Genomic DNA, 24029 nt, shown 5'->3' with positions numbered 1-24029 from the left:
CCCGCACGCGAGCTCGCGGCTTTTTCGGTCCTACCAGGGCACCCCGGCTGAATCTCCCGCGAAGCGGCACTCGCGTTGCAGGGTCGGCCTCGCGTTGGAGGGGCGACCGAACGTGCAAACCGGAGCCGCAGCCGGGTGGCAGGCAGCACCGCCGATGCTCGTGGGCAGCCGGGTCGTGCTCCGCGAAGTACGCCCGGACGACCGGGCCGCCTTCGTCGAGCACCTGGCGACGCCCGAGGTCACGCGGTTCATCCCCGCGCCGCCTGCGGATCACGAAGGATTCGAGCGCTTCGCCCACTGGGCGGTGCGGCGGCGGTGCGAAGGGCTTGCGGTGTACTTCAGCGTCATCCCGGATGGGTATGACCGGGCCGCGGGCGTCATCTGCCTCCATACGCATGTGCCCGGCGATTCCCAATCGGGTTGGGACTGGGGCTTCGCGCTCGGGCCGGCGTGGTGGGGCACGGGGCTGTTCCAGCTCGCCGCGCGCCTGACCCTCGACTTCGCCTTCGCGACGATGGGGCTGCCGGCCGTGGATGCCTGGTCGCTCGTCAACAACGGCCGCGTCCACGGCGCCATGGCGAAGCTGGGCGCGGTCCCGGCCCTCGTGCGCGATACCCAAGGTCCGGACGGACGATTCGGCACTTACATCCGCTGGCGGATGGTCGCGTCCGAGGCCCGCGATCGGGCGACGTCACGGCCAGAGCCGGAGGCCGCCGCGCGACCGCTTGCGGCCGAGACGAAGGTCGACTCGTAGCCGGCGGGCCCACAGGCCCTGCAGCTCCGGACTTCTCTTTGGTCCGAAGCCGAGGCCCGTGGCGGAAGCGCGCCTGGCCGCCAGCACCGCGACGCCGCCGAACGCGCCACAACACGAGTCGCGAGGTCTTCGCCGTGCACACCGGGTAGGAACCAGCCCGTCGTCGTCGTAGACTACCCCCTGGATCATGGCCAGCCGCACGGCACCCGCTTTTCGGCTCGCCCGCGCGATCGCCTCCGGTGCCGCGCTCTCGGCGCTGGCCACGGGCGGAATCGCCGCGCGTCAGCAGCCGGACGATCTCGACAGGCTCCTCAGCACGGCCGCCGACTACGTCGAACGGTTCGACACCGCCTTCGCCAACGTCGTGGCCGAAGAGCGCTACGTGCAGACGCTCGGCAACAGCCGCGGCCTGCCCACTCGGCGCCGCGAGCTCGTCTCCGACTTCCTGATGGTCAAGCTGTCGAGCGGCGACGGCTGGCTGCCGTTCCGCGACGTCTACTCGGTGGACGGCCAGCGCGTGCGCGATCACGATCAGCGGCTCGTCCGCCTGCTGTCGGTGCCCGACCCGCTGGCCCTCTTCCAGGCGCAGGCGATCGTCGCGCAGAGCGCGAGCTACAACATCGGCGTGTCGCGGACGATGAACCTGCCGATCCTGGCGCTGCAGATTCTGCGCGGGGCGAACCACGCGCGCTTCGAGTTCTCCGGCGTGAAGGCGGAGCCGGTGGAGGAGACGCCGGTGTTTCGCATCGACTACAGGGAGCACGCGCACCCGACGATCATCACGGGCCCTGGCGGCCGCGACATGCCGATGTCGGGGCAGGTCTGGCTGCAAGCCGACGGCGTCGTCATGCGCACCGAGCTCTGGATCGACGACCCCGCATCCATTCGCGCGGTGATGACGACGCGCTACCGCCACGATTCGGAGTTCGGCGTGGCGATTCCGGTCGAGATGCGGGAGGAGTATCTCGAACGTGGCGGCCGGAAGACGTCCGGCCTCGCCACGTACGGGCGCTTCCGCCAGTTCGGCGTCGAGACGTCCGACGCCATGGGCGGCCTCAAGCGCTGATGCTCGACCTCGGCGCCGTGCGCGCGCAGTTTCCAGCCCTTCGCCGGCGCGACGCCGGCCGCGAGGCGGTGTTCTTCGACGGCCCCGCGGGCAGCCAGGTGCCGCGCACCGTGATCGACGCCGTGAGCCGTTATCTCGCCACGACGAACGCGAACCACGGCGGCGCCTTCGCCACCAGCCGCGAGAGCGACGCGATGCTCGCCGAGGCGCGCCGCGCGGCGGCGGACTTCGTGGGCGCGCCGGACCCCGACGGCTGTTGTTTCGGCGCCAACATGACGACGCTGACGTTCGCGCTGAGCCGCGCGCTCGCCCGCACCTGGACCGCCGGCGACAACATCGTCGTCACCCGGCTCGACCACGACGCGAACGTCACGCCGTGGACGCGCGCGGCCGAGGAGGCCGGCGTGGAGGTGCGACACGCGGCGATCCGCCCCGACTGCACGCTGGACGTCGGCGACCTCGCGTCGAAGCTGTCTTCGCGCACGCGGCTCGTGGCGGTGGGCGCCGCGTCGAACGCGGTCGGCACCGTCAATCCGATCGGCACGATCGCCGAGCTCGCGCACGCCGCCGGCGCACTGGTCTTCTGCGACGCCGTCCACTACGCGCCGCACCGGCGGATCGACGTCGCCGCGTGGGGCTGCGACCTGCTCGTGTGCTCGGCCTACAAGTTCTTCGGTCCGCACGTGGGGCTGATGTGGGGCCGGCGCGATCTGCTCGAGACGCTGCCGACGTACAAGGTACGGCCCGCGCCGGAGCTGATGCCGGGGCGATGGATGACCGGCACGCCGAACGCGGAAGGCATCGCCGGAACGCTCGCCGCGATCGACTACATCGCGAGCCTCGGCCGCGGCGAAGACGACGCCCGCACGCGCCCGGAGGCGCTCGACGCGGCGTTCGCCGCCATCGTCGCGCACGAACGCGCGCTCGGCGAGCGCCTCCAGCACGGCCTCGACGCGCTGCCGCAGATTCGATCGTGGGGCATCACCGACGTGGCCAGGTTCGACGAGCGCGTGCCGACGTTCGCGATCAGCCATCGCACGATGCGGCCCGGCGACGTGGCGCGGACGCTCGCCGAGGCCGGCGTCTACGTGTGGAGCGGCAACTTCTACGCGCTGCCGCTCACCGAGGTGCTCGGCGTCGAGCCCGACGGGCTCGTCCGCATCGGCCTGCTCCACTACAACACGGCCGACGAAGTGGACCACCTGCTGCGCGTGCTGCGCGATCTTCCGTGACGCGCGGCGCCGCGCTCGAAGCCGGCGTGCTCGATCGGCGGCGCATCCTCGAAACGGCCAGCCGGCTGGCGGGCACCGACGTGTCGGCGACGCCTCATGTCGCGGCGCTGGACGCCTTCGTGACATCGCTCAGAGACGACGCCCGGCTGCACGCGGCGGGCGAACGGCGAATCGCCGCGGAGCTCGTCCGCTGCGCGGTGGCTGGCTGGCGGTTCGTCCGGCCGCACGACGGCGAGGCGGATCGTGCGAGCTCGACCGCGAGCCCAATCCTCGTCACCGGCCTCCCGCGAAGCGGCACGACGCTTCTCCAGCACCTCATCGCGTGCAATCCCGAGGTGCGGGCCGTCCGTCGATGGGAGATGCTCCGGGCCGCCACGCCGCCGGAAGATGCCGCAGGGCGGGCGCGTCAGATTGCGGCCGTGCAGCAGGAGATCGACGCGGTTTACGCGCGGCTCCCGGCGCTGCGGTCGGCGCATTCGATGGCCGCGACCGATCCCGACGAGTGCAGCCTGCTGCTCGGACACACGTTCTCGGCGCCGTCCTGGTTCACGCGCTACCACGTGCCCTCGTACTTCGAGTGGCAGATGCACGCGGACCTCACGCCGGCCTACCGGCAGCTCGCCCGCACGCTCCAGGCGATCACTGGCGGCGACGCCCGGCCGCTCCTCCTCAAGGACCCGAGCCATTTCTGGCATCTCGAGACCGTCCTGGCGGTGTGGCCAGACGTGCGCGTGCTCCGTCTTCGGCGTGCGATGCCGGACACGATCGCGTCGTACGCCCGTCTGTGCCATCTGCTGAGATCGGGCGACAGCGACGCGGTCGATCCGCTCGCCGTGGGCCCCGAATGCGTCCGCATGGCGGGCGCGGCGCTTCGGCGAGCGAGCACGGCCGCGGTGCGGTTCGCGCCTGGCCACCTGATCGACGTGGACTACGACGATCTCGTCGCCGATCCGATCGGCGTTCTCCGGCGGCTGCACGCAACGCTGGCGCTGCCGTGGGCCGCCTCCGCCGAGCAGGCCGCACGGGCTTGGCTTTCCAGGCACCCCACGCCTGCCTACCGGCCCGCCTCTCTGGCCGCGTGCGGGCTGTCGGACGCCGACATCGCCACGATCGCCGGCGGATGACGCGCCGGGCCGGGGTATCCTAGGGCGCCCCGGCGCGATACACGACGCTTTGAGCCTCCGGACCGACCCTTCCCCGCCCTCCGCGCTGCCATTCGTCGAAGAGCTGGTGCGCACGCAGGGCGACATCGCGCGCTTCGACAACGCGCGCGGCCCCGTCCACTTCTTCAACCATCCCGATCACGTGCAGGCGGTGCTGCAGAACCCCGAGTTCATCCGGACGGCGCTCTTCCGGATGGTGCTGGGGAACGGTCTCTTGGCGAGCGACGGCGACGTGTGGCGGCGGCGCCGGCGGATCATCCAGCCGTCGTTCGGCGAGCACCGCGTCGCCAGCTACGGCGACGCGGTGGTGCGCCACACGCTGGCGCTCTTGGATCGGTGGGCGCGCGGGCCGATGCGTACGGGTGAGCCCTTCGACGTCGCGATCGAGATGCGGCGTCTCACGCTCGAGATCGTGGTGAGCGCGCTCTTCGGCGTGGACCTCGGCGAGGACGCCGCGCGCTTCGACGAGGCGTTCAGCCGCGTCATCGACGAGGTCAGCGCGATCGCGCGCGGCGCCTTCAACGTCGCGCCGCCCGTCTTCACGCCGCAGCGCCAGGCGGAGTTCCGGTCGGCGCTCGCCGCGCTGCACGCCTACGTCGATCGGCTGATCGCCGATCGACGACACGTCGAGTCGCGTCCCGCGGACTTGCTCACGGCCCTGATCGAGACGGCCGACGATGCGACCGGGCGGCCGCTCGACCACGCGGACATCCGGGACGAGATCCTCACCATGTTGATCGCCGGCCACGAGACGACCGCCGTGGCGCTCGCCTGGCTCTGGTGGGTGCTCACCCGGCATCCCGACGTCGAACGCCAGGTGATCGTGGAGCTCGACGAGCGGCTCGGCGCCCGCACGCCAACGGCCGCAGACATGCCGGCGCTCGACTACACACGCGGCGTGATCCAGGAAGTGCTGCGGCTCTATCCGCCGGTGACGTTCACGATGCGGCAGGCGGTTTCGCCGCAGCAGATCGCCGGCGTGCCGATCCCCCGCGGCGGTCTCGTGCTGCTCTGCGCCTGGACGACGCATCGGCACGCGGCGTTCTGGCCGGACCCGGACCGCTTCGACCCGGAGCGGTTCGTACGAGCGGCGTCGCGGCACCACTACGCGTACTTCCCGTTCGGCGGCGGACGCCACCTCTGCATCGGCCAGTCGTTCGCCCTGCTCGAGGCGCAGTTGATCCTCGCCATCGTCCTGCAGCGCGTGCGGATTCGGCCGGCCGGGGCGGTCGAGCCGGAGCCGGATCCGGCGATCACCCTGCGGCAGAAACACGGATTCCTCGTAACGGCCGTCGCGCGCGACGACTCGACGGCGGTGGGCTGATGCAGGCGCGAACGTTCGCGGACCTAGTCAGAGCCCGCGCCGACGAGCGCGGCGATGCGCGCGCCTTCGTCTTCCTCCCGGACGGCGAGCGCGAAGACGCCGCCAGCTTCGGGGCCATGGATGCCCGGGCCCGGCAGATCGCGGCAGCCCTGCACGGCCGCCGCGCGCGCGACGAGCGCGTCCTGCTCTTGTGCCCGCCGGGCCTGGACTTCGTCGCCGCGCTGTTCGGCTGCTTCTACGCGGGCGCGATCGCCGTGCCCGTGCCGGTACCGCGTGCGCCTCGCCACGTCGATCGGCTGCACGGCATCGCACGCGACGCGTCGCCGCGCTACGCGCTCTGCGTCACCTCCGTGCTGGATCGGTACCGCGCCGCGCTGGAAGCGGCGATGCCCGAGGTGACTTGGCTGCCGGTCGGGACGCTCGACGCGGATGGCGCCGCGTGGGTGCCGCCCTCGCTCGCCTCCGACGGTGTCGCGCTGCTGCAGTACACCTCGGGGTCGACGTCGCTGCCCAAGGGCGTGATGGTGACGCACGCCAGTCTCCTGGCCAACCTCCAGATGATGGAGCAGTTCATGCACCTGCCGGCAGCCAGCCCGCACGTGAGCTGGCTGCCGCCCTTTCACGACATGGGCCTCGTGGCCGGCGCTCTGCGCGGCGTGTACACCGGCAACCTGTCCGTGCTGATGCCGCCCGAAGCCTTCCTCATGAAGCCGGTGCGATGGCTGCGAGCGATCTCGCGCTATCGCGCCGCGGTGTCCGGAGGGCCCACGTTCGCGTACGACCTCTGCGCGGAGCGCGTGACGACCGAGCAGATGTCGGACCTCGACCTGAGCCATTGGCTGCGCGCGTACGTTGGAGCCGAGCCGGTGCGCGCGCGCACGCTCGAACGGTTCGCGACCTGCTTCGCGCCGGTAGGTTTCTCCCGCCAGGCGCTGCGCCCGTGCTACGGGCTGGCGGAGGCGACGCTCATGGCCGCGGGCTGCCGGCACGACGCCGCCGTCACCACCCGCGCATTCGACGCGGACGCGCTCGCGCACGGGTGCGTGCGCATCGCGGCCGGCGACGCGCCGGCCCGCACGCTCGTCGGCTGCGGCACGCCCTACGGCGACGGCCGCATCGCGATCGTCGATCCCGCCACCGCACAACCGTGCGGTCCCGATCGGGTGGGTGAAATCTGGGTCGCCGGCCCGCACGTCGCCGCGGGCTACTGGAGCCGTCCGCGCGAGTCCGGCGACACGTTCCGGGCATGCGCGGCCGGCGATGCCGGCGGCCACTTCCTGCGCACGGGCGATCTCGGGTTCGTGCACGACGGCGAGCTGTTCGTCGCGGGCCGCGTGAAGGACATCATCATCGTCTCGGGCCGCAACCATCATCCCGCCGACATCGAGCACACGGTCGAAGCGTGCGATCCGGCGATCCGGACGCACGGGTGCGCCGCCTTCCCGGTGGACGTCGACGACGTGGAGCGCGTGGTGATCGTGCTGGAGGTCGCGCGCAGTGCCGGGCGCGCCGGTACCGCCGCGCTCGAAGCCGTCGTCCGGCGCCGGGTCGCCGAGCACCACGACGTCCAGCCGCACCTCGTCCTGCCGATCAGGCCCGGCACGCTGCCGCGTACGTCGAGCGGCAAGATCCAGCGGCACGTCTGCCGCGATCAGTTCCTTTCGAGAACGCTGCAGACATGGACGACGGACTGAAGACCACCGACGTCATCGAGGCATGGCTCGTGCGGCACATCGCCGCCGCGCTCAGCATCGAGCCCGCGTCCCTCGACCGTACGCAGCCGCTGTTCTCGCTCGGGCTCGACTCGCTGGCGCTCTTCACGATCACTGGCGACCTGGCCGAGTGGCTGAATCGTGAGCTGCCGGCCATGCTCCTGTGGGACGCGCCGACCATCACGGACGCGGCGCGCGCGATCGCCCAAGAGACGTGCGGCCGCGACGATGTCGCGCCGGCTGCCATCGCCACGGGCGAGCAGCGCGAGGCGCCGCTGACCTACCAGCAGGCGCGCCTCTGGCGCCACGCGGAGCACGGCCCGATTGGCGACCGCAACGTCATCGTGCGCCGCTGGATCGTGACCGGCGATCTCGACGTCGCGGCCTTGGGTCGCGCGCTCCGCGATCTCATCGCCCGCCACGAGATCCTGCGAACGACGTTCCTCGATCGGCCCGGCGAGCCGGCGCAGGTCGTTCACGCGCCCGGCCGGCCCGACCTCGTGACGTACGACGTGCGTCCGGCGGCCGATCCGGCGGCAGACGCCGACCGCCTCATGCGCGAGGAACAGCAGCGGCCGATGCGCCTCGACAACGGGCCGCTCCTGCGCGCTGTCGTGATCCGGGTCGGCGAGCGCGACTGGCGCATCGTGCTCGCGCTGCACCATCTCGTCATCGACGCGTACGCCTTCCGGGTGTTCTACGAGGAGCTGGCCGAGTGCTACGCAGCGGCACTCGACGGGCGGGCCGCCGCGCTCCCGCCGCCGGCCGTGCAGGTCGGCGACGTCGCGCGGCTGCAGCGCGAGCAGCTTCGTCCTGGCGGACCGCGTGTCCGCGCGCTGCTCGACTGGTGGACGGCGCTGCTCGAACCGCCGCTGCCGCGCATGGTGCTGCCGTTCGAGCGGCGGCCCGATCTCGTCGAGCCCGATCCGCCGATCGACGCGTTCCGCTGGATCCTCGCCGATGACTCGCTGCTCCGCGCGCTCGCCCAGCGCGAGCAGACGACGCTGTTCTCGATCCATCTGGCGGCGCTGGCGGCGCTCGTGGCCGACGCCACCGGCGAGCCCGACGCCATCGTCGGCACCTACGTCTCGGAGCGCGGATCATCGGCGCTGTCGCGAGCCATCGGCTGCTACGTCAACCTGCTGCCGCTGCGCGTCCGCGTCGATCGGTCCGCCGCGTTCCTCGATCACTTGCGGGCGACGCACGGCGTCGTCCGGCTCGCTTCGGCCCATCAGGACATGCCGTTCGACGATCTCTCTGAAGCGCTGCAGGCTCGGGGACGCCCGGCGCCGGCGATCTCGGTCATCTACGAGCACTCGCGAAGCCTGCCGCGGGCGCTGGAGCTCAAGGACACGGCGATCGAGCTGGTTCGAGGCCGGGCGACCGCAGACGATGGCTGGGGTCTGTCGATCTCGACGCAGGATCTGCAGCCTCGCGTGATCGCGGTGATGAGCTTCGACGGCAAGAAGTACCGCCCGGCGGCGATCGCGGCGTTCATGGCCCGCTATCTCGCGCTGATCGAAGCCGCGGTCGCACGGCCCGACGCGGTCCTCGGCGATCTGCTCCGCCTCACCGAGGCGGACGCGTCTCTCCCAGGTAGCGCCTGAACCAGGCCGCGGCCTCGTCGGCGACGCGTTCGAGCGTCCCCGGCTCCTCGAAGAGGTGCGTCGCACCCGGCACGATGACGAGCGACACGACGCCCGCCATCTGCCGCCTGGCGTCCTTGTTCATCTCGATGACCGGCTCGTCGTCGCCACCGACGATGAGCAGCGTGGGCGCGCGCACGTGGGCCAGCGCGGCGCCGGCGAGGTCTGGCCTGCCGCCGCGGGACACGACCGCCGCGATGCGCTCGGGCCGCCGCGCGGCCGCGACCAGCGCCGCGCCGCCACCCGTGCTCGCGCCGAACAAGCCCACCGGCAGCGCGGCGTACTCGTGTTCGCCCGCCAGCCAGTCGCTGATCGCGACGACGCGCCGGGCCAGCCGGTCGATGTCGAATCGGAACTCGGCGGTGACGCGATCGATCCGCTCCTCGCCGGCCGTGAGCAGATCCGCGAGCAGCGTGGCGAAGCCGGCGTCCTCGAGCCGGCGCGCCACGAACCGGTTGCGCGAGCTGTGCCGGCTGCTGCCGCTCCCGTGCGCGAAGACGACGATGCCGGCCGGCGGGCCGGGCGGCATGCCGAGATCGGCGTCGAGGATCGCCTCGCCAGCGGCGAGCCTGATGGCCTTCGTCATGGTCGATCTCTACAGTCCCGACGGGTACGTTTCGGCCGCCTCGCCCGCCTCCCAGTGTGCAGTCCGCTCGAGCGGCTCGAGCGCGTGCGTCTCGTCGATGTGGATGACGTGGTCGAACTGCGCGGACAAGCGCGCGTGGAAGTAGTGGCTGCGCCGCTCCGTCTCCGGCCGATACAGCACGCCGATCGCGCGTTCGAGCTTCCGTACCTCGAGCGCCGAGGCCAGCTCCGGGTCGCCGGCGAACGACAGCAGGAACCGAGCGCGGTTCGTGTCGTGGAACACGCGCTCGACGCTGCCGGCGAGCGACGGCCGCACGCGGCGGCGACGCGCTGGTCCGTCCCAGTCCGCGGCGGCCGTGACGGTGCCGGCGTGGGTCGTGAAGCCCACGGATACGGCGTCGCGGCCGAAATGCTCTCGCACGAGCTGGCCGAGGTTCAGCTCGCCGCGCTCGCCCATCTCGGTCGCGCGGGCGTCGCCCAGGTGCGAGTTGTGCGCCCACACGACCACGCGCGAGGCGTGACCACCCGTCGACAGGTGCTGGATCAAGGCGAGCAACGTCTCGGTCATGTGACGGTCGCGCAGATTCCAGGACTCGACGTGGCCGCCCATCATCGTCCGGTAGTACGCCTCGGCGTTGCGCACGACGCGCGCGTTCTGCTCGGCGGCGAACAGATCGTCCGGACCGAGCCGGCCATCGAGGCGGGCGTACTCCGCCGCGCGCGCTCGCAGATCGAGGAGCTGCGACAGCACGTCGCGCTCGCACGACGGCTCGAGGCCCAGCCCGGCGCCGTGCGCGTACGCTTCGATCGCGTCGCCGAACCGGTCGAAGCAGGCGTAGCGCGAACGCGCCCGCGCCGCGGCCGCCGGGTCGATTGGCTCGAGGAACGCGATCACGGCGCGCATCGAGGCGTGCAGGCTGTAGAGATCGAGGCCGTAGAAGCCTGCGCGGCGCGCCGGCGGCAGGCTCTCGTTGCGCTGTCGCAGCCAGTCGAGGAAGGCGACGACGTCGGCGTTGCGCCACATCCAGGCAGCAAACCGCTCGAAGTCGCCGAGCGCGGCGGCCGCGCTCGCGTCGCCCCCATCGCCGCGCACGTAGCGGTTCACCCTGAACGCGTCGGGCCAGTCCGCCTCGACGGCGACGGCCGCGAACTGGTGCTCGGCGATCAGCCGCCGCGTCAGCAGCGCACGCTGCTCGTAGAACTCGTGCGTGCCATGCGTCGCTTCCCCGATCAGCACGACGCGCGCACGCGCCAACTCGGCGACGAGCGCGTCGTACTCGGCCGGCGCCCCTGTCAGCGGCTGCCCGCACTCGCGGACGAACGCGGGGAGATCTGCGGGCGACGCACGCCGCACCGGCCGTCCGGGAACAGCAGGCGCCGCGCCGACGAGCGCGCGCACTTCGTCGTCGGTCGTCTGCGAGAAGTCGCGATACCAGAGGCCGACCGCCCGAAGGTCGCGCGGCATCTCCGCGCAGACGACGGCCGTGACCAGCGAGGAGAGGCGACGGCACGTCTCGGGTGCGCCGACCGGTACGGCGACGACGATGGCGGCAGGCGTGAACGACTGCAGCGCCTTCACCGCTGCCTCCATCGTCGCGCCCGTGGCCAGGCCGTCGTCGACGACGATGAGCGTGCGGCCGGCGAGGTCGGGGCGCCGCCGATCGCCGCGATACAACCGATCGCGGCGCTCGAGCTCCAGCCGCTCGCGCACGGCGACCTGCTCGACGAGCGCGTCCGGCACGCCGGCCATATCGATCAACTGCCGATCGAGCACGCGAACGCCGCCCTCGGCGATCGCGCCCATCGCCAGCTCGGGCTGGCCCGGCACGCCGAGCTTGCGGACGAGGAACACGTCGAGCGGTGCGCCCAGCGCGCGTGCGACCTCGGCGGCGACGACGACGCCGCCGCGCGGCAGCCCGAGCACGAGGACATCGGACCGGTTCGCGTACTCGCGCAGGAACGTGGCCAGCTTGGCGCCGGCGTCGCGGCGATCGAGGAACATGGCGAGGTCTCCCTCCCATCTGGCCTGTCGGGCGGCGACGGGCTGAATCAGATGACCCGTCGTGTGGGCACCGATCTCGCTGGGCGTGACCGACGCGTCCAGCTCGCTTGAAGCAACGATCTTGCCGCGGCGGACGATCGGTGGCTTAGAGTGATCGAGAGCGTGATGATCACGTCATGGTCGTTCTCGCCCTGAACTGCGGTTCCTCGTCGCTGAAATTCTCGCTCTTCGACGTCGCCGGGCGCACGGACACCCTGCTCGCGGCCGGCGCCGCCGAGGATCTCGGCGGAAGCGGGACGACCACCTGGCTCGAGGATGGCCGCGGCAACGAGCTCGTGCGCCGATCGCGGCCGGTTGCGGATCACCGTGCCGCCGTCGAAGCTGCCGTGCGGGACCTCCGGGAGGCCAGGTTGCCGGCGCCGGCGGCGATCGGCCATCGCGTCGTGTTCGGCGGCGCGACGTACACCGGGCCGGCGCGCCTCGGTCGGGCGCTCGTGGCCACGCTCGAGACGCTCGTTCCCTTCGCGCCGCTGCACCTTCCCGCCGAGATCTCGGGCATCGCGGCCGCCAGCGCGCTCTTCCCTGCCCTCCCGCAAGTCGCCTGTTTCGACACGGCCTTCCATCACCGCATGCCCGAGCGGGCACGGCGGCTGGCGCTCCCGCGCACGCTGTGGGACCGCGGCATCCGCCGGTACGGGTTCCACGGTCTTTCGTATGAGTACGTGGTCGACACCATCGGCGCCGAGCGGCTCGGCCGCGCGGTCATTGCTCACCTGGGCCACGGCGCGAGTCTTGCGGCGGTCGCCGATGGCGTGTCGATCGACACGACGATGGGCCTGACGCCGACGGGCGGGATCATGATGAGCACGCGCTCGGGCGATCTCGATCCCGGCGTGCTGCTGCATCTCGCGACGGTGCACCGCTACGACGCGCCGGCGCTCGATGCGCTCGTGAACCGCGAGTCGGGGCTGGCCGGCGTGTCGGGTCTGGGCGGCGACATGAAGACGCTGCTCGACGAGCGCGCGACGCGCCCCGAGGCGGCGCTCGCCATCACGATGTTCTGCTACCACGTACGCAAGCAGATCGGCGCGTTCGCCGCTGCGCTCGGCGGGCTCGACACGCTCGTGTTCACGGCCGGCATCGGCGAACGATCGGCCGACGTCCGCCGGGAAGTCTGCGAGGGTCTCGAGCACCTCGGGGTTCGTCTCGACGCGCGGGCGAATGCCGCGTCGGCGGATCTCATCAGCCCGCCCGGCGGGCGGCCTGACGTCCGCGTCGTGCGTACGAACGAGAACCTGGTCGTCGCGCGGCAGACCTGCCGCGTGCTGGAGGAACGGGCATGACCCTGTCGGCTGACGAACGCGCGCGCCTCGATCGCTACTGGCGCGCGGCGAACTACCTCTCCGTCGGGCAGATCTACCTCCGCGACAACCCGCTCCTGAAAGAGCCGCTCCGGCTCGAGCACGTGAAGCCGCGCCTGCTCGGCCACTGGGGCACGACGCCGGGGCAGAACTTCGTGTACGTGCACCTGAACCGCGTCATCCGCGAGCGCGACCTGGACATGATCTACCTCTCCGGACCAGGGCATGGCGGGCCGGCGGTGGTCGCGAACACGTATCTCGAGGGGACCTACAGCGAGATCTATCCGGCCGTCTCACGCGACGACGCGGGCCTGAAGACGCTCTTCAGGCAGTTCTCGTTTCCCGGCGGCATTCCGAGCCACGCGGCGCCCGAGACGCCCGGGTCGATCCACGAAGGCGGCGAGCTGGGCTACTCGCTGAGCCACGCGTTCGGCGCCGTGTTCGACAACCCGAGCCTCATCGCCGCCTGCGTCGTCGGCGACGGCGAAGCCGAGACGGGCCCGCTCGCCACCGCGTGGCACGGCAACAAGTTCCTGAACCCGGCGCGCGACGGAGCCGTGCTGCCGATTCTCCATCTCAACGGCTACAAGATTGCCAACCCGACGATCTTCGCGCGCATCACGCGTGAGGAGCTCGACGCGCTGTTCCGCGGCTACGGCTACGTTCCCTACGTCGTCGAAGGCGAGGACCCCGAGCCGATGCACGAGGCGATGGCGGCGGCGCTCGACCGCGTGATGGACGAGATCGCGCGCATCCGGCACCGGGCGCGCGTCGAGGGCGATCGCAGCCGGCCACGCTGGCCGATGATCGTGCTGATCTCGCCGAAGGGCTGGACCGGCCCGCGCTTCGTCGACGGGCTCCAGGTCGAAGGGACCTGGCGATCGCACCAGGTGCCGGTCGCGCAGCCGGCCGATCATCCCGAGCACCTCGCCGTGCTCGACACGTGGATGCGGAGCTATCGGCCGGAAGAGCTGTTCGACGCCGGCGGCCGGCTCTTTCCCGATCTGCAGGCGCTCGCGCCGGCCGGCACGCGACGCATGGGTGCGAACCCTCACGCGAACGGCGGCCTGTTGCTCCGCGATCTCGCGCTGCCCGACTACCGGCGCTACGGCGTGAGCCTGCCAGCTCCCGGAGCGGCGACGGCGTCCGACACGGAGACGCTCGGCGGGTGGCTCCGCGACGTCGTCGCCGCCAACGCCGGCGCGCGCAACTTCAGGATCTTCGGTCCCGACGAGACCGCGTCCAACAAGCTCGGACGCGTGTTCGAGGTGACGGACCGCCAGTGGATGGCCGCGCGCGTGCCGGGCGACGATCACCTCGACGATGAAGGGCGCGTGATGGAGGTGCTGAGCGAGCACCAGTGCCAGGGCTGGCTGGAAGGCTACCTGCTGACGGGCCGCCACGGCCTGTTCAACTCGTACGAGGCGTTCATCCACATCGTCGACTCGATGTTCAACCAGCACGCGAAGTGGCTGCAGGTCACCCGCGAGCTGCCGTGGCGCGCGCCGATCGCCTCGCTCAACATCCTGCTGTCGTCGCACGTGTGGCGGCAGGATCACAACGGCTTCACCCATCAGGATCCCGGCTTCATCGATCTCGTCGTGAACAAGAAGGCCGAGATCATCCGGGTGTACCTGCCGCCCGACGCGAACTGCCTGCTCTCGGTGATGGATCACTGCCTCCGCAGCCGCCACTACGTGAACGTCGTCGTCGCCGGCAAGCATCCCGCGCCGCAGTGGCTGACCATGGCCGAGGCCGAAGCGCACTGCGCGGCGGGGATCGGCGCCTGGCACTGGGCCGGGAACGACGGCGAGCAGGCCCCCGACGTCGTGCTGGCGTGCGCCGGCGACGTGCCGACGCTCGAAACGCTCGCGGCCGCACAACTCTTGCGCGAGTGGCTTCCAGGCCTCAAGGTGCGCGTCGTGAACGTCGTCGACCTCATGCGGCTGCAGCCGCCGCGCGAACATCCCCACGGGCTGAGCGACGCCGAGTTCGACGCGTTGTTCACGACCGACCGGCCGATCGTCTTCGCGTATCACGGCTATCCGTGGCTCGTTCATCGGCTCGCGTACCGGCGCACCAACCACCAGAACCTGCACGTGCGCGGCTACAAGGAGGAAGGCACCATCACGACGCCGTTCGACATGACGGTGCTGAACGATCTCGACCGTTTCCACCTCGTGATGGACGTCTGCGATCGCGTGCCGATGCCCGCGGCCGACGCGGCCCGCGTGCGCGGCGCGATGCGCGCGAAGCGCGAGGCGCACCACGACTACATTCGCGCGCACGGCGAAGACATGCCCGAGATCCGCGACTGGCGGTGGTCGCCGTCGACCGCCGCTCCGGGCGGCGGACGGGCGCCGCAGGGTGAGTCCACGAGCGTCGCGTGGCGCGGGTCGCAGGAAGGGTCGCCGTAGCCGCGGAGCGCCGGAGAGCGGATCGACGGCATGCAGGAAGCGTCGCGGCGCACGCTGGGAGCCCTCGCAGGGCTCCTGCTGTTCGTGCTCGCGCTCGAGGTCCTTCGCCGCCAGCTCCACACCGCAACATGGACGTCGCTCCACGCGGACCTGCGCAGCATGCCGCGGTCGGCCGTGCTGCTGTCGCTGCTCTTCACCGCGTCGAACTACGCGGTGCTGACGAGCTACGACTTCCTCGCGCTGGCGTACGTCGGCCGGCGGCTGACCCGCTGGAAGGTGGCGCTCGCATCGTTCGTCGCCTACGCGATCGCCAACAACGTCGGCTTCGCGGTGCTCTCGGGCGCCTCCGTGCGCTATCGCTTCTACACGCGCTGGGGCATCACGGGCGAGGAGCTGTCGCGCATCGTCCTCGCGTACTCGGCCACCTTCTGGCTGGGCCTGCTCTTTCTCGGCGGGCTCAGCCTCGTCACGCGCCCCTGGCCCGACGATCTGCCGCACGCCGTGCGCACGCTCGCCGAGCCGGCCGGATGGCTGCTGCTCCTCGTCCCGATCGCGTACGTCGGTGCGGCCGCGGCCCGCGAGGCACCGATCGCCGTCGGGCAGTTCCGGGTGCCGCTGCCTCGGCTGCCGATCGCGATCGGCCAGCTCGCCGCCTCGGTGATCGATTGGACGCTCGCCGCCAGCGTGCTGCACGTCCTGCTGCCCGCCGGCTCGGTGCCGTTCGTGGTGACGACGTCCGCGTTCGTGAGCGCGCAGTTGATCGGGCTCGCCAGCCACGTGCCGGGCGGCCTTGGCGTGTTCGACGGCCTGATGGTGGTGCTGCTCGGGCCGTACGTGCCGTCCGATCGGCTCCTGCCCGCACTCGTCGTGTACCGGTTCGTCTACTACCTGCTGCCGCTCGGCGTCGCGCTCGTCGGCCTGGTCGCCGACGAAGTGCGGCAGCGCCGGTCGTCGCTGCCGCGGGCGCGCGCACTCTTCGGACGGCTCGAAGCCTGGCTCACGCCGAAGCTGCTCGCGACGTTCGTCTTCCTCGCCGGCGCCGTGCTGCTGTTCTCCGGCGCCACGCCCTCCGAGGCGGCGCGGCTTGCGCTGCTCACCCGGCTGCTGCCGCTCGGCGTCGTCGAGACGTCGCACTTTCTCGGCGGCGTCACCGGCATGGTGCTGATCCTGCTGTCGCAGCCGATTGCCCGTCGGCTCCACGCGGCCTACCGCCTCACGATCGCGAGCCTGGCGATCGGCATCGTCGTATCGATGCTCAAGGGGGTCGACGTCGAGGACGCGATCGTCCTCGGGGTGTTGCTCGCGCTGCTCGTGAGGTCGCGCGCGGACTTCGGCCGGCGTGCCGCGCTCTTCGCGACGCGCTTCTCCGCCGGCTGGATCGCGGCGGTGGCCGCGGCCTTCATCGCCTCGGTCTGGCTCGGGCTGTTCGCGTTCAAGCACGTCGAGTATTCGCACGCGCTGTGGTGGCAGTTCGCGTGGCCGGCGGACGCATCGCGCGCGCTGCGGGCGTCGGTCGGCGCCGGGATCGCCGTGCTGGTCTTCGCGGCGCTGCGCCTGGCCGCAACGGTGCCGCACGAGATCGCGCGTCCGGCGCCGTCGGATCTGGAGGACGCGGCGCGGATCATCGCCGCGGACACCGCCACGCATGCGTATCTCGTGTACCTCGGCGACAAGGGCGTCATCTTCAACCGCGCGCGCACCGGCTTCCTGATGTACGGCGCCCACGCACGCACCTGGGCGGCGATGGGCGATCCGATTGGACCGCCCGCGGCCGCGAGCGCGCTGATCCGCGAGTTCCTCGAGCGCTGTGACGACTACGGCTGCACGCCGGTGTTCTACGACGTCGGCCCGAGGTACCTCCATCGTTACGCCGACTTCGGGCTGACGTCCGTCCCTCTCGGCCACGAGGCGCGCGTCGACCTCGCGGCGTTCACGATGCAGGGCGGCCGGGCGCGCGGTCATCGGCTGGCGATCTCGCGCCTTGCGAGAGAGGGCGGGACGTTCCGTGTGGCGCCGCCCGGCGAGGTGGCGGCGCTGATGTCCCAACTTCGCGAAGTCTCCGACGCCTGGCTCGGCGCGAAGCACGCCGCGGAGAAGGGGTTTTCGCTCGGGGCGTTCGATCCGGCGTATCTCGCGCGGTTTCCGATCGCGATCGTCGAACGGCGAGGCCGGATCGAGGCGTTCGCCAACCTCTGGCCCGGAGCGGACGGCGTGGAGCTCGCGATCGATCTGATGCGCCGCCGGCCCGATGCGCCGAAGAACGTCATGGAGGCGCTCGTCGTGCACCTGCTGCGTTGGGCCCAAGCCAGCAACTACCGGTGGCTTGGCCTCGGCATGGCCCCGATGCCCGGCTTCGCGCCGTCCCCCGTGACGCCGCTGTGGACGCGGCTCGGCGGCGCCGTCTACCGGCACGGCGGCCGGCTCTACAACTTCCAGGGCCTGCGCGAGTTCAAGGAGAAGTTCCACCCGCAGTGGGAGCCGCGTTACTTCGTTTATCCAGGCGGGATACGTCTGCCACGGGCGCTCGCGGATGTCTCGTCGATCGTCGCCGGAGGCTATCGCATCAGACGCCGCGGCGACGAGCCTCCGCTCGCCGTCGAGCCGCACGGTGCAGAATGACCGCATGAATCGGGAGGCGAACCGCATGGCGGACACCGGATCCGGAGGGCTGACACGGCGCGAATGGCTGGCCCGCGGCGGACACGGCGCGGTGATCGCCGGCCTGCTCGGCAGGGTGCGGCCGCTCGACGCGCAGGCGCCCGCTCCGCTCGCGAGCGCGCCCGGCGGCGACGTCTACGCCGCGCTCGGCGTGCGGCCGATCATCAACGCGCGCGGCACCATCACGGTGCTCGGCGGCTCGCAAATGTCCGCCGACGTCCGGCGGGCGATGGACGCGGCGACCCGCGAGTACGTGCACATCGACGAGCTCGCCGAGGCCGTCGGCAGGCGGCTCGCCTCGCTGGCCGGCGCCGAGTGGGCGATCGTGACGTCGGGCTGCTCGGCGGCGCTCACGCTGGCGACGGCCGCCGCCGTCGCGGGCGCCGATCCGGACAAGCTCGCGCAGTTGCCGGATCTCAGCCGGATGAAGCAGGAGGTCATCGTGCCGGCCTCCTCGCGGTCCGCGTACGACGCGGCCGTCCGCGCGGTCGGCGTGCGCATCGTGGAGGTGCGGACGATGGCGGAGCTCACGTTCGCGCTCGGACCGCGCACCGCGATGGTCATGGTGCTCGCCGGCCCCGACGCCGACGATGGCCCGTTGCCGCTCGAGGCGATGTGCCGCGCGGCGCGCGACCACGGCGTGCCGGTGCTCGTGGACGCCGCCGCCGAGGAACTGCGCGTGCCGAACCCGCACCTCGCGCGTGGCGCCTCGCTCGTGGCCTACAGCGGCGGCAAGTGCCTCCGCGGTCCGCAGTGCGCCGGCCTGCTCCTCGGCGATGCCGGCCTCACGCGCGCCGCGTGGATGCACAGCGCGCCGCATCACGGGTTCGGCCGGGGCTTCAAGGTCGGCCGCGAGGAGATGATCGGCATGCTCGCCGCGGTGGAGGCCTGGGGGGCGCGGGATCACGCGCGCGAGCAGCAGCAGTGGCACGCGTGGCTCGCGCTCATCGCCGATCGGCTGAAGGACGTGCGCGGCGTGCACACGGAGATCCTGCAGCCCGGACCCGACGTGCTGTCGAACCGGACGCCCACGATGACGATCGCGTGGGACAGGGAGGCGATCCCGCTGTCGGGCGCCGACGTGGAGGACGCGCTCTACCACGGCACGCCGCGGATCGCGGTGAGCGGCGCCGGCAGCTTCCTGCCCTTCCCGCCGAACGCGGCGCCCAACATCACGATCGTGCCGTATCAGCTCCGCGAGGGCGACGCCGGCATCGTCGCCGACGCGCTGCACGCGTTCTTCGCGAGCCCGCCGGTGCGGCCGGCTGCACAGGCCGGCGGACCGCCGGCAGCCATCGCGGGAACGTGGCGCGTCACGATGACCTTCGCACGCGGCAGCGCGGAGCATCTCTTCGTCATCGAACAGCGCGGGACCGAGCTCGCCGGCCTGCACGTCGGCGAATTCGCCGAGCGCGAGCTCCGCGGCCAGGTCCGCGCGCAGGACGTGCTGATCTGGACGTGGTACACGGCGGACGGCCGGCGGCTGAACTTCGAGTTCAGGGGCGTCGCGGTCGGCGACGAGATGCGTGGCGACGTGTCGCTCGGCGAATACGGCCGCGCCACCTGGATCGCGAGGCGGTGACCTGCTCGCGCGAGGCGGCGCGCGGTCCGGTCAGAGCCAGCGAGCCTTGTAGAGCCGGGCGCCGGGCAGGCGGATCTGGCCGTCTGGCCGCTGGAAGTGCACGTGCTCGGCCCACCAATCCGTCCCTTCGGCCTGGATGTAGGCGACGCGGCCGGCGCGCACGTGCACCGAGTAGCTCTTGACGTTCACCATCGGCCCGAGGCTCTCGTGCGGGACGATCCCACGCGTCTCGCGGTCGAACAGGTAGCAGCCCGACTCCGTGCTGAAGAAGAGGTGCGGCGATCCCGGCAGCGGCACGAGGTCATGGCCTCCTCGCGTCGGCAGCGGCACCTCGTCGATGCGCGTGAGCGCCGTTGGCCCGCCGGCCACGCCGACGTCGTAGGCGCGCAGCACGTCGCCGCCCAGCGCCCAGAGCCGCCGGCCCGCGTCGTCCCATACGAGCCCGTGCGCCGATCGCAGCGCGTCGCTCGCCAGCTCCTGTCCGCTCGCGGCATCGAAGACGACGATGCGGTTGCCGCCTGGGGCGGTGGCCACCGACGCCGCCGCGGCGACGCGGCCGCCCGGCAGCCGCTCGATCGAGTGCGCGTTGACGACGGGCGCGTGGAACCGGGCGCGCCGCGTGGCGCGATCGACGAGCGCGATCGCGCCCGATGACGACGAGATCAGGATGGCGCGGCCGTCGTCGACCGGCTTGCAGTCGTCGGTCGTGCGAAAGGCGTCTTTCAACGCAGCCGGAATGGCGCTGTCGTCCGCGGCGCGCCACGACCAGACCTTGTCCGGCGGTTGCGACGAGCGGCCGATCCGCACGATGAACACCTCGTCCCAGCCGCAGAGCGCCAGCTCGGCCATGCCGTCGGTTTGCACCGCGGACGCAGACGTTGTCCGAACGAGCGGCGCACCGGCAGCGACGAGCATCGAGGCCAGCAGATCGCGTCGTGTCAGCACGTGTTCCTCCCGACTCATCACTCGCTCATCACGCCCGACCAACGACGCCCCACTCGCCGCTCATGGCCAGGCCATCGTTGGTATCAGCCTGCACCACAGGCATCAACTCTTCAATGCCCCCGCGGGATAATAAGCTCGCATGACGGCCGCCGCACGCCGAACCTGGATCGTGTGTCTGACCGTGGCCGTCGCGATCGTGCTCAGTGCGGGCCTGCTCGCCGGCGAGCGTTCGTCCGCCGCGGGCCAAGGCGGGCGCCGCCTTGCGGTCGACCTCGCCCCCGGCACGCTGCTCGTCGCCTCGCGCGGCCTTGGCGACCGCAACTTCTTCGAGACCGTCGTGGTCCTCATCGCTGCGACGAAGGATGGCACCGCGGGCCTCGTGCTCAACCGGCAGACGAAGGTGGCGATCGAGCGCATCCTGCCCGGGCTGCCGGTCGCGAAGCCGGCGCCCGGCCTCGTCTTCCTCGGCGGGCCGGTGGAGATGACGGCGGCGCGCGCGCTCGTGCGTTCCGTCACCGCGCGGCGAGATCTTCGGGTGCTCGACGGCGTGTACCTGCTCGACTCGCGCGAGAAGATCGCGGACGACCTCTCGGCCGGCGCGGGCCCGGATCGCTTCCGTCTCTACGTCGGCTTCGCCGGCTGGGGCGCCGGACAGCTCGAACGCGAGATCGCCGCCGGCGCCTGGCACCTGCTCGATGGCGACGCCAGCGCGATCTTCGACCCCGCGCCCGACACGCTGTGGCGCCGGCTCATCCGGCTCACCGAGGGCCTGGCGGCTTAGCCGGCAGGGCGGTGTCGCGGACGCGCCTTTCCAGGCCACCAGACGACCAAAGAGTCGCACCGACACCCAGAGAACAAATCGCGACATTTCCAGACTCCTCGCCGATAATTGGCCGTATGCGCACCATCTCCTTCACGCTCAACGGCAGGCCGACGGCGGTCACGACCGACGAGACGCGGCTGCTGCTCTGGGTCCTTCGCGACGACCTCAATCTCACCGGCACGAAGTACGGCTGCGGTCAGGCCACCTGCGGCTCGTGCGCCGTCGTCATCGACAAGGCGTCGGCGCGCGCGTGCGCGACGCGCATCGGCGACGTCGCCGGCAAGAGCGTCACGACGATCGAGGGGCTGGCGCAGAACGGCCGGCTGCATCCGGTGCAGCAGGCGTTCTTGGATCACGCCGGCTACCAGTGCGGCTTCTGCACGCCCGGCATGATCATGGACATCTACGCGAGCCTCGAGAAGAACCCGAGCGCCGCGCCAGAGCAGGTGATGCGGGAGGAGCTCGAGTCGCACCTCTGCCGGTGCGGCGCGCACCCGCGCATCCTCGACGCCGTGAAGAGCGCGTCGGCCGCGATGAAGGGAGGCGTGCGATGAACGCCATCGACCCGAACCTCGATCACGACATGGAAGTCCCGGACGGATGGGGCTTCATCCCGACGTTCGATCGCCGCGACTTCATCAAGCTGACGACCACCGGCCTGCTCGTGATGTTCAACCTGCGGCCGGCGGCGGCCTCGCCCGCCGCGCAGGGACGAGGGGGCGCCGCAGCGACGGACCTCAACGCGTTCCTCCACATCGGCGCGGACGGCCGGGTCACCTGCCTGGTCGGCAAGATCGAGATGGGCCAGGGCATCATGACGTCGCTGCCGCAGATGGCGGCCGACGAGCTCGACGTGCCGCTCTCGCAGGTCGACATCGTCATGGGCGACACGGATCTGTGTCCGTTCGACAACGGCACGTTCGGGTCGTTGAGCACGCGCCAGTTCGGGCCGGTGCTGCGGCGCGCGGCTGCCGAAGCGAAGGCGGTGCTCATCGAGATGGCGGCGGAACGGTGGCACGTCCCGGCGTCGGAGCTGAAGGTGGACGCCGGCACCGTCGTCCATCGCAGCGACCCCACGAAGCGCATCGGCTACGGGCAGCTCACCGAAGGCCGGCGCATCGAACGCAAGGTTTCGGTCCAGCCCACGCTCGAGCCGCCATCGGCCTTCGAGATCGTCGGCAAGACGACGCTGCGCCGTGATGGCCTGGACAAGGTCACCGGCAAGGCGAAGTACGCCGGAGACATCGTGCCGCCCGGCGCGCTGCACGCGCGAATCGTGCGTCCGCCGGCGCACGGCGCCACGCTGCAGTCGGTGGACACGTCGGCGGCCGAACGCGTCCCAGGCGTACGGGTGGTGCGCGACGGCAACATGGTGGCCGTGCTGCACGCGCATCGCGACGAGGCCGACAAGGCGCTGCGGCTCGTGAAGGCGACGTTTTCGCCGTCGCCGTCCACCGTGACCGACCAGACGATCTTCGAGCACATCGTCAAGGCGGCGCCGGCCGGCAACGTCACCGCGTCGAGCGGCGATCTGGCCGCCGGCCGCACGCTCGCGACGCAGGTCTTCGACGAGACGTACCGCAAGGGCTACGTGGCGCACGCGCCGATGGAGCCGCACGCGGCGGTTGCGGCGGTGGAGAACGGCAAGATCACCGTGTGGGCGAGCACCCAGACGCCCTTCCCGCTCAAGTCGCAGATCGCGAGCGCACTCGACGTCGCGCCCGACAAGGTCCGCGTGATCACCCCGTACGTCGGCGGCGGGTTCGGCGGCAAGAGCGCCGGCCAGCAGGCGATCGAAGCCGCCCGTCTCGCGGTGGCCGCCGGCGTGCCGGTGCGCGTGATGTGGAGCCGCGAGGAGGAGTTCTTCTTCGACACGTTCGACCCGGCGACCGTGCTCACGATCCGATCGGGTTTCGACGCGAACCACCGGATCACGTTCTGGGACTACACCGTGATCGGCGCCGGAAGCCGCGGCGCCGAGCATCTCTACGACGTCCCGCACCACCGCACGCTCGTCCGCGGCGGCTGGCAGGGCGCGACGCCCGGCATGAACCCGTTCGCCGTCGGCCCGTGGCGCGCGCCGGGCGCGAACGCCAACGCGTTCGGGCGCGAGTCGCAGATCGACGTCATGGCGGCGAAGGCCGGCAAGGATCCGGTCGAATTCCGCCTCAGGAACCTGACGGACGAACGTGCCCGCGGCGTGCTCCACGCCGCCGCGCAGGCGTTCGGCTGGACGCCGAAGGCCGCCCCGAGCGGCCGCGGCGTCGGCGTGGCAATCGGTGCAGATGCGGGCGCCTACGTGGCCAACATGGCGGAAGTGGAAGTAGACCGCACGACCGGCCGCGTCCAGGTCGTGCGCGTCGTGTGCGCGCAGGACAACGGCATCACGATCAATCCGGACGGCCTCGAGCAGCAGATCGTCGGCGGCATGATGCAGGGCCTCGGCTACGTCCTCACCGAGGAGGTCCACTTCAAGAACGGCGACGTCACCGACCGCAACTTCGGCACGTATCAGTTGCCGCGCTTCTCGTGGATGCCCAAGCTCCAGGCGGTGATCGTCAAGTCCGACCTGCCGGCGCAGGGCGGCGGCGAGCCATCGGTCGTCCCGATGGGCGCCGTCATCGCCAACGCCGTCTTCGACGCGATCGGCGTGCGCATGCGCCAGCTACCCATGACGCCCGCACGTGTGCTGGAGGCGCTGAAAGGCTCGGCCACCTGAGCGGCACGAGGGCAGCCCAGCCGCCAGCCGACTCGCGTGC

17 protein-coding genes are annotated in these 24029 nt (G+C 71.6%); 14 read left to right on the top strand and 3 right to left on the bottom strand.

What is annotated here, in order from left to right; genetic code table 11:
• Nucleotides 1-112: 112 nt before the first annotated feature.
• The 7 genes from IT184_12945 (at nucleotide 113) to IT184_12915 (ending at nucleotide 8858) form a co-directional block, all read left to right on the top strand.
• Nucleotides 113-754, top strand: coding sequence for a GNAT family N-acetyltransferase (locus IT184_12945; protein ID MCC7009710.1), 642 nt, complete (start codon nucleotides 113-115; stop codon nucleotides 752-754).
• A 187-nt stretch (nucleotides 755-941) separates the two neighbouring features.
• Nucleotides 942-1820, top strand: a complete 879-nt coding sequence (locus IT184_12940) for a hypothetical protein (protein ID MCC7009709.1) — start codon at nucleotides 942-944, stop codon at nucleotides 1818-1820.
• Complete coding sequence (locus tag IT184_12935; protein ID MCC7009708.1) at nucleotides 1820-3052, top strand: cysteine desulfurase-like protein; 1233 nt, start codon at nucleotides 1820-1822, stop codon at nucleotides 3050-3052. Before IT184_12940 ends, IT184_12935 begins: the two co-directional genes overlap by 1 nt.
• A complete protein-coding gene (locus tag IT184_12930) occupies nucleotides 3049-4176 on the top strand; it encodes a sulfotransferase (protein MCC7009707.1) in 1128 nt (375 codons plus the stop codon). Before IT184_12935 ends, IT184_12930 begins: the two co-directional genes overlap by 4 nt.
• A 49-nt stretch (nucleotides 4177-4225) precedes the next feature.
• A complete protein-coding gene (locus IT184_12925; GenBank protein ID MCC7009706.1) occupies nucleotides 4226-5539 on the top strand; it encodes a cytochrome P450 in 1314 nt (437 codons plus the stop codon).
• Nucleotides 5539-7233 (top strand): fatty acyl-AMP ligase, encoded by a 1695-nt coding sequence (locus IT184_12920; GenBank protein MCC7009705.1) that lies wholly within the window; start codon nucleotides 5539-5541, stop codon nucleotides 7231-7233. Before IT184_12925 ends, IT184_12920 begins: the two co-directional genes overlap by 1 nt.
• Nucleotides 7218-8858, top strand: coding sequence for a hypothetical protein (locus IT184_12915; protein ID MCC7009704.1), 1641 nt, complete (start codon nucleotides 7218-7220; stop codon nucleotides 8856-8858). Before IT184_12920 ends, IT184_12915 begins: the two co-directional genes overlap by 16 nt.
• On the opposite strand, the gene IT184_12910 is transcribed toward IT184_12915, so the two are convergent.
• Nucleotides 8821-9483 (bottom strand): alpha/beta fold hydrolase, encoded by a 663-nt coding sequence (locus IT184_12910; GenBank protein MCC7009703.1) that lies wholly within the window; start codon nucleotides 9481-9483, stop codon nucleotides 8821-8823. The two genes, IT184_12915 and IT184_12910, sit on opposite strands and share 38 nt — an antisense overlap.
• Before the next feature lie 9 nt (nucleotides 9484-9492).
• Nucleotides 9493-11484, bottom strand: coding sequence for an erythromycin esterase family protein (locus IT184_12905; protein MCC7009702.1), 1992 nt, complete (start codon nucleotides 11482-11484; stop codon nucleotides 9493-9495).
• Between the two features lie 176 nt (nucleotides 11485-11660).
• On the opposite strand from IT184_12905, the gene IT184_12900 reads away from it, so the two are divergent.
• Genes IT184_12900 through IT184_12885 form a run of 4 tightly spaced genes read left to right on the top strand, consistent with a single transcriptional unit; the run spans nucleotide 11661 to nucleotide 19502 of the window.
• Nucleotides 11661-12827, top strand: coding sequence for an acetate/propionate family kinase (locus IT184_12900; protein ID MCC7009701.1), 1167 nt, complete (start codon nucleotides 11661-11663; stop codon nucleotides 12825-12827).
• Nucleotides 12824-15262, top strand: coding sequence for a phosphoketolase family protein (locus IT184_12895; protein ID MCC7009700.1), 2439 nt, complete (start codon nucleotides 12824-12826; stop codon nucleotides 15260-15262). The genes IT184_12900 and IT184_12895 overlap by 4 nt, the downstream gene beginning before the upstream one ends.
• Before the next feature lie 30 nt (nucleotides 15263-15292).
• Nucleotides 15293-17881: a bifunctional lysylphosphatidylglycerol flippase/synthetase MprF gene (gene mprF / locus IT184_12890; protein ID MCC7009699.1), complete on the top strand. Its 2589-nt coding sequence runs from the start codon at nucleotides 15293-15295 to the stop codon at nucleotides 17879-17881.
• 4 nt (nucleotides 17882-17885) lie between these two features.
• Nucleotides 17886-19502, top strand: a complete 1617-nt coding sequence (locus tag IT184_12885) for a hypothetical protein (GenBank protein ID MCC7009698.1) — start codon at nucleotides 17886-17888, stop codon at nucleotides 19500-19502.
• Between the two features lie 30 nt (nucleotides 19503-19532).
• On the opposite strand, the gene IT184_12880 is transcribed toward IT184_12885, so the two are convergent.
• Nucleotides 19533-20447: a hypothetical protein gene (locus IT184_12880; protein ID MCC7009697.1), complete on the bottom strand. Its 915-nt coding sequence runs from the start codon at nucleotides 20445-20447 to the stop codon at nucleotides 19533-19535.
• Nucleotides 20448-20586: 139 nt separating this feature from the next.
• Here IT184_12880 and IT184_12875 point away from each other — a divergent pair, with 139 nt between their 5' ends.
• The 3 genes from IT184_12875 to IT184_12865 all read left to right on the top strand — a co-directional run bounded on the left by IT184_12875 (nucleotide 20587) and on the right by IT184_12865 (nucleotide 23989).
• Nucleotides 20587-21228: a YqgE/AlgH family protein gene (locus IT184_12875; protein MCC7009696.1), complete on the top strand. Its 642-nt coding sequence runs from the start codon at nucleotides 20587-20589 to the stop codon at nucleotides 21226-21228.
• A 116-nt stretch (nucleotides 21229-21344) separates the two neighbouring features.
• Complete coding sequence (locus IT184_12870) at nucleotides 21345-21824, top strand: (2Fe-2S)-binding protein (protein MCC7009695.1); 480 nt, start codon at nucleotides 21345-21347, stop codon at nucleotides 21822-21824.
• Nucleotides 21821-23989 (top strand): xanthine dehydrogenase family protein molybdopterin-binding subunit, encoded by a 2169-nt coding sequence (locus IT184_12865; GenBank protein MCC7009694.1) that lies wholly within the window; start codon nucleotides 21821-21823, stop codon nucleotides 23987-23989. The genes IT184_12870 and IT184_12865 overlap by 4 nt, the downstream gene beginning before the upstream one ends.
• The last annotated feature ends 40 nt before the right edge of the window (nucleotides 23990-24029 follow it).

Source organism: Acidobacteriota bacterium (genome assembly GCA_020853395.1).
Taxonomy (GTDB): Bacteria; Acidobacteriota; Vicinamibacteria; order Vicinamibacterales; family SCN-69-37; genus JADYYY01.
This window is presented reverse-complemented; position numbering and strand designations above follow the sequence as displayed.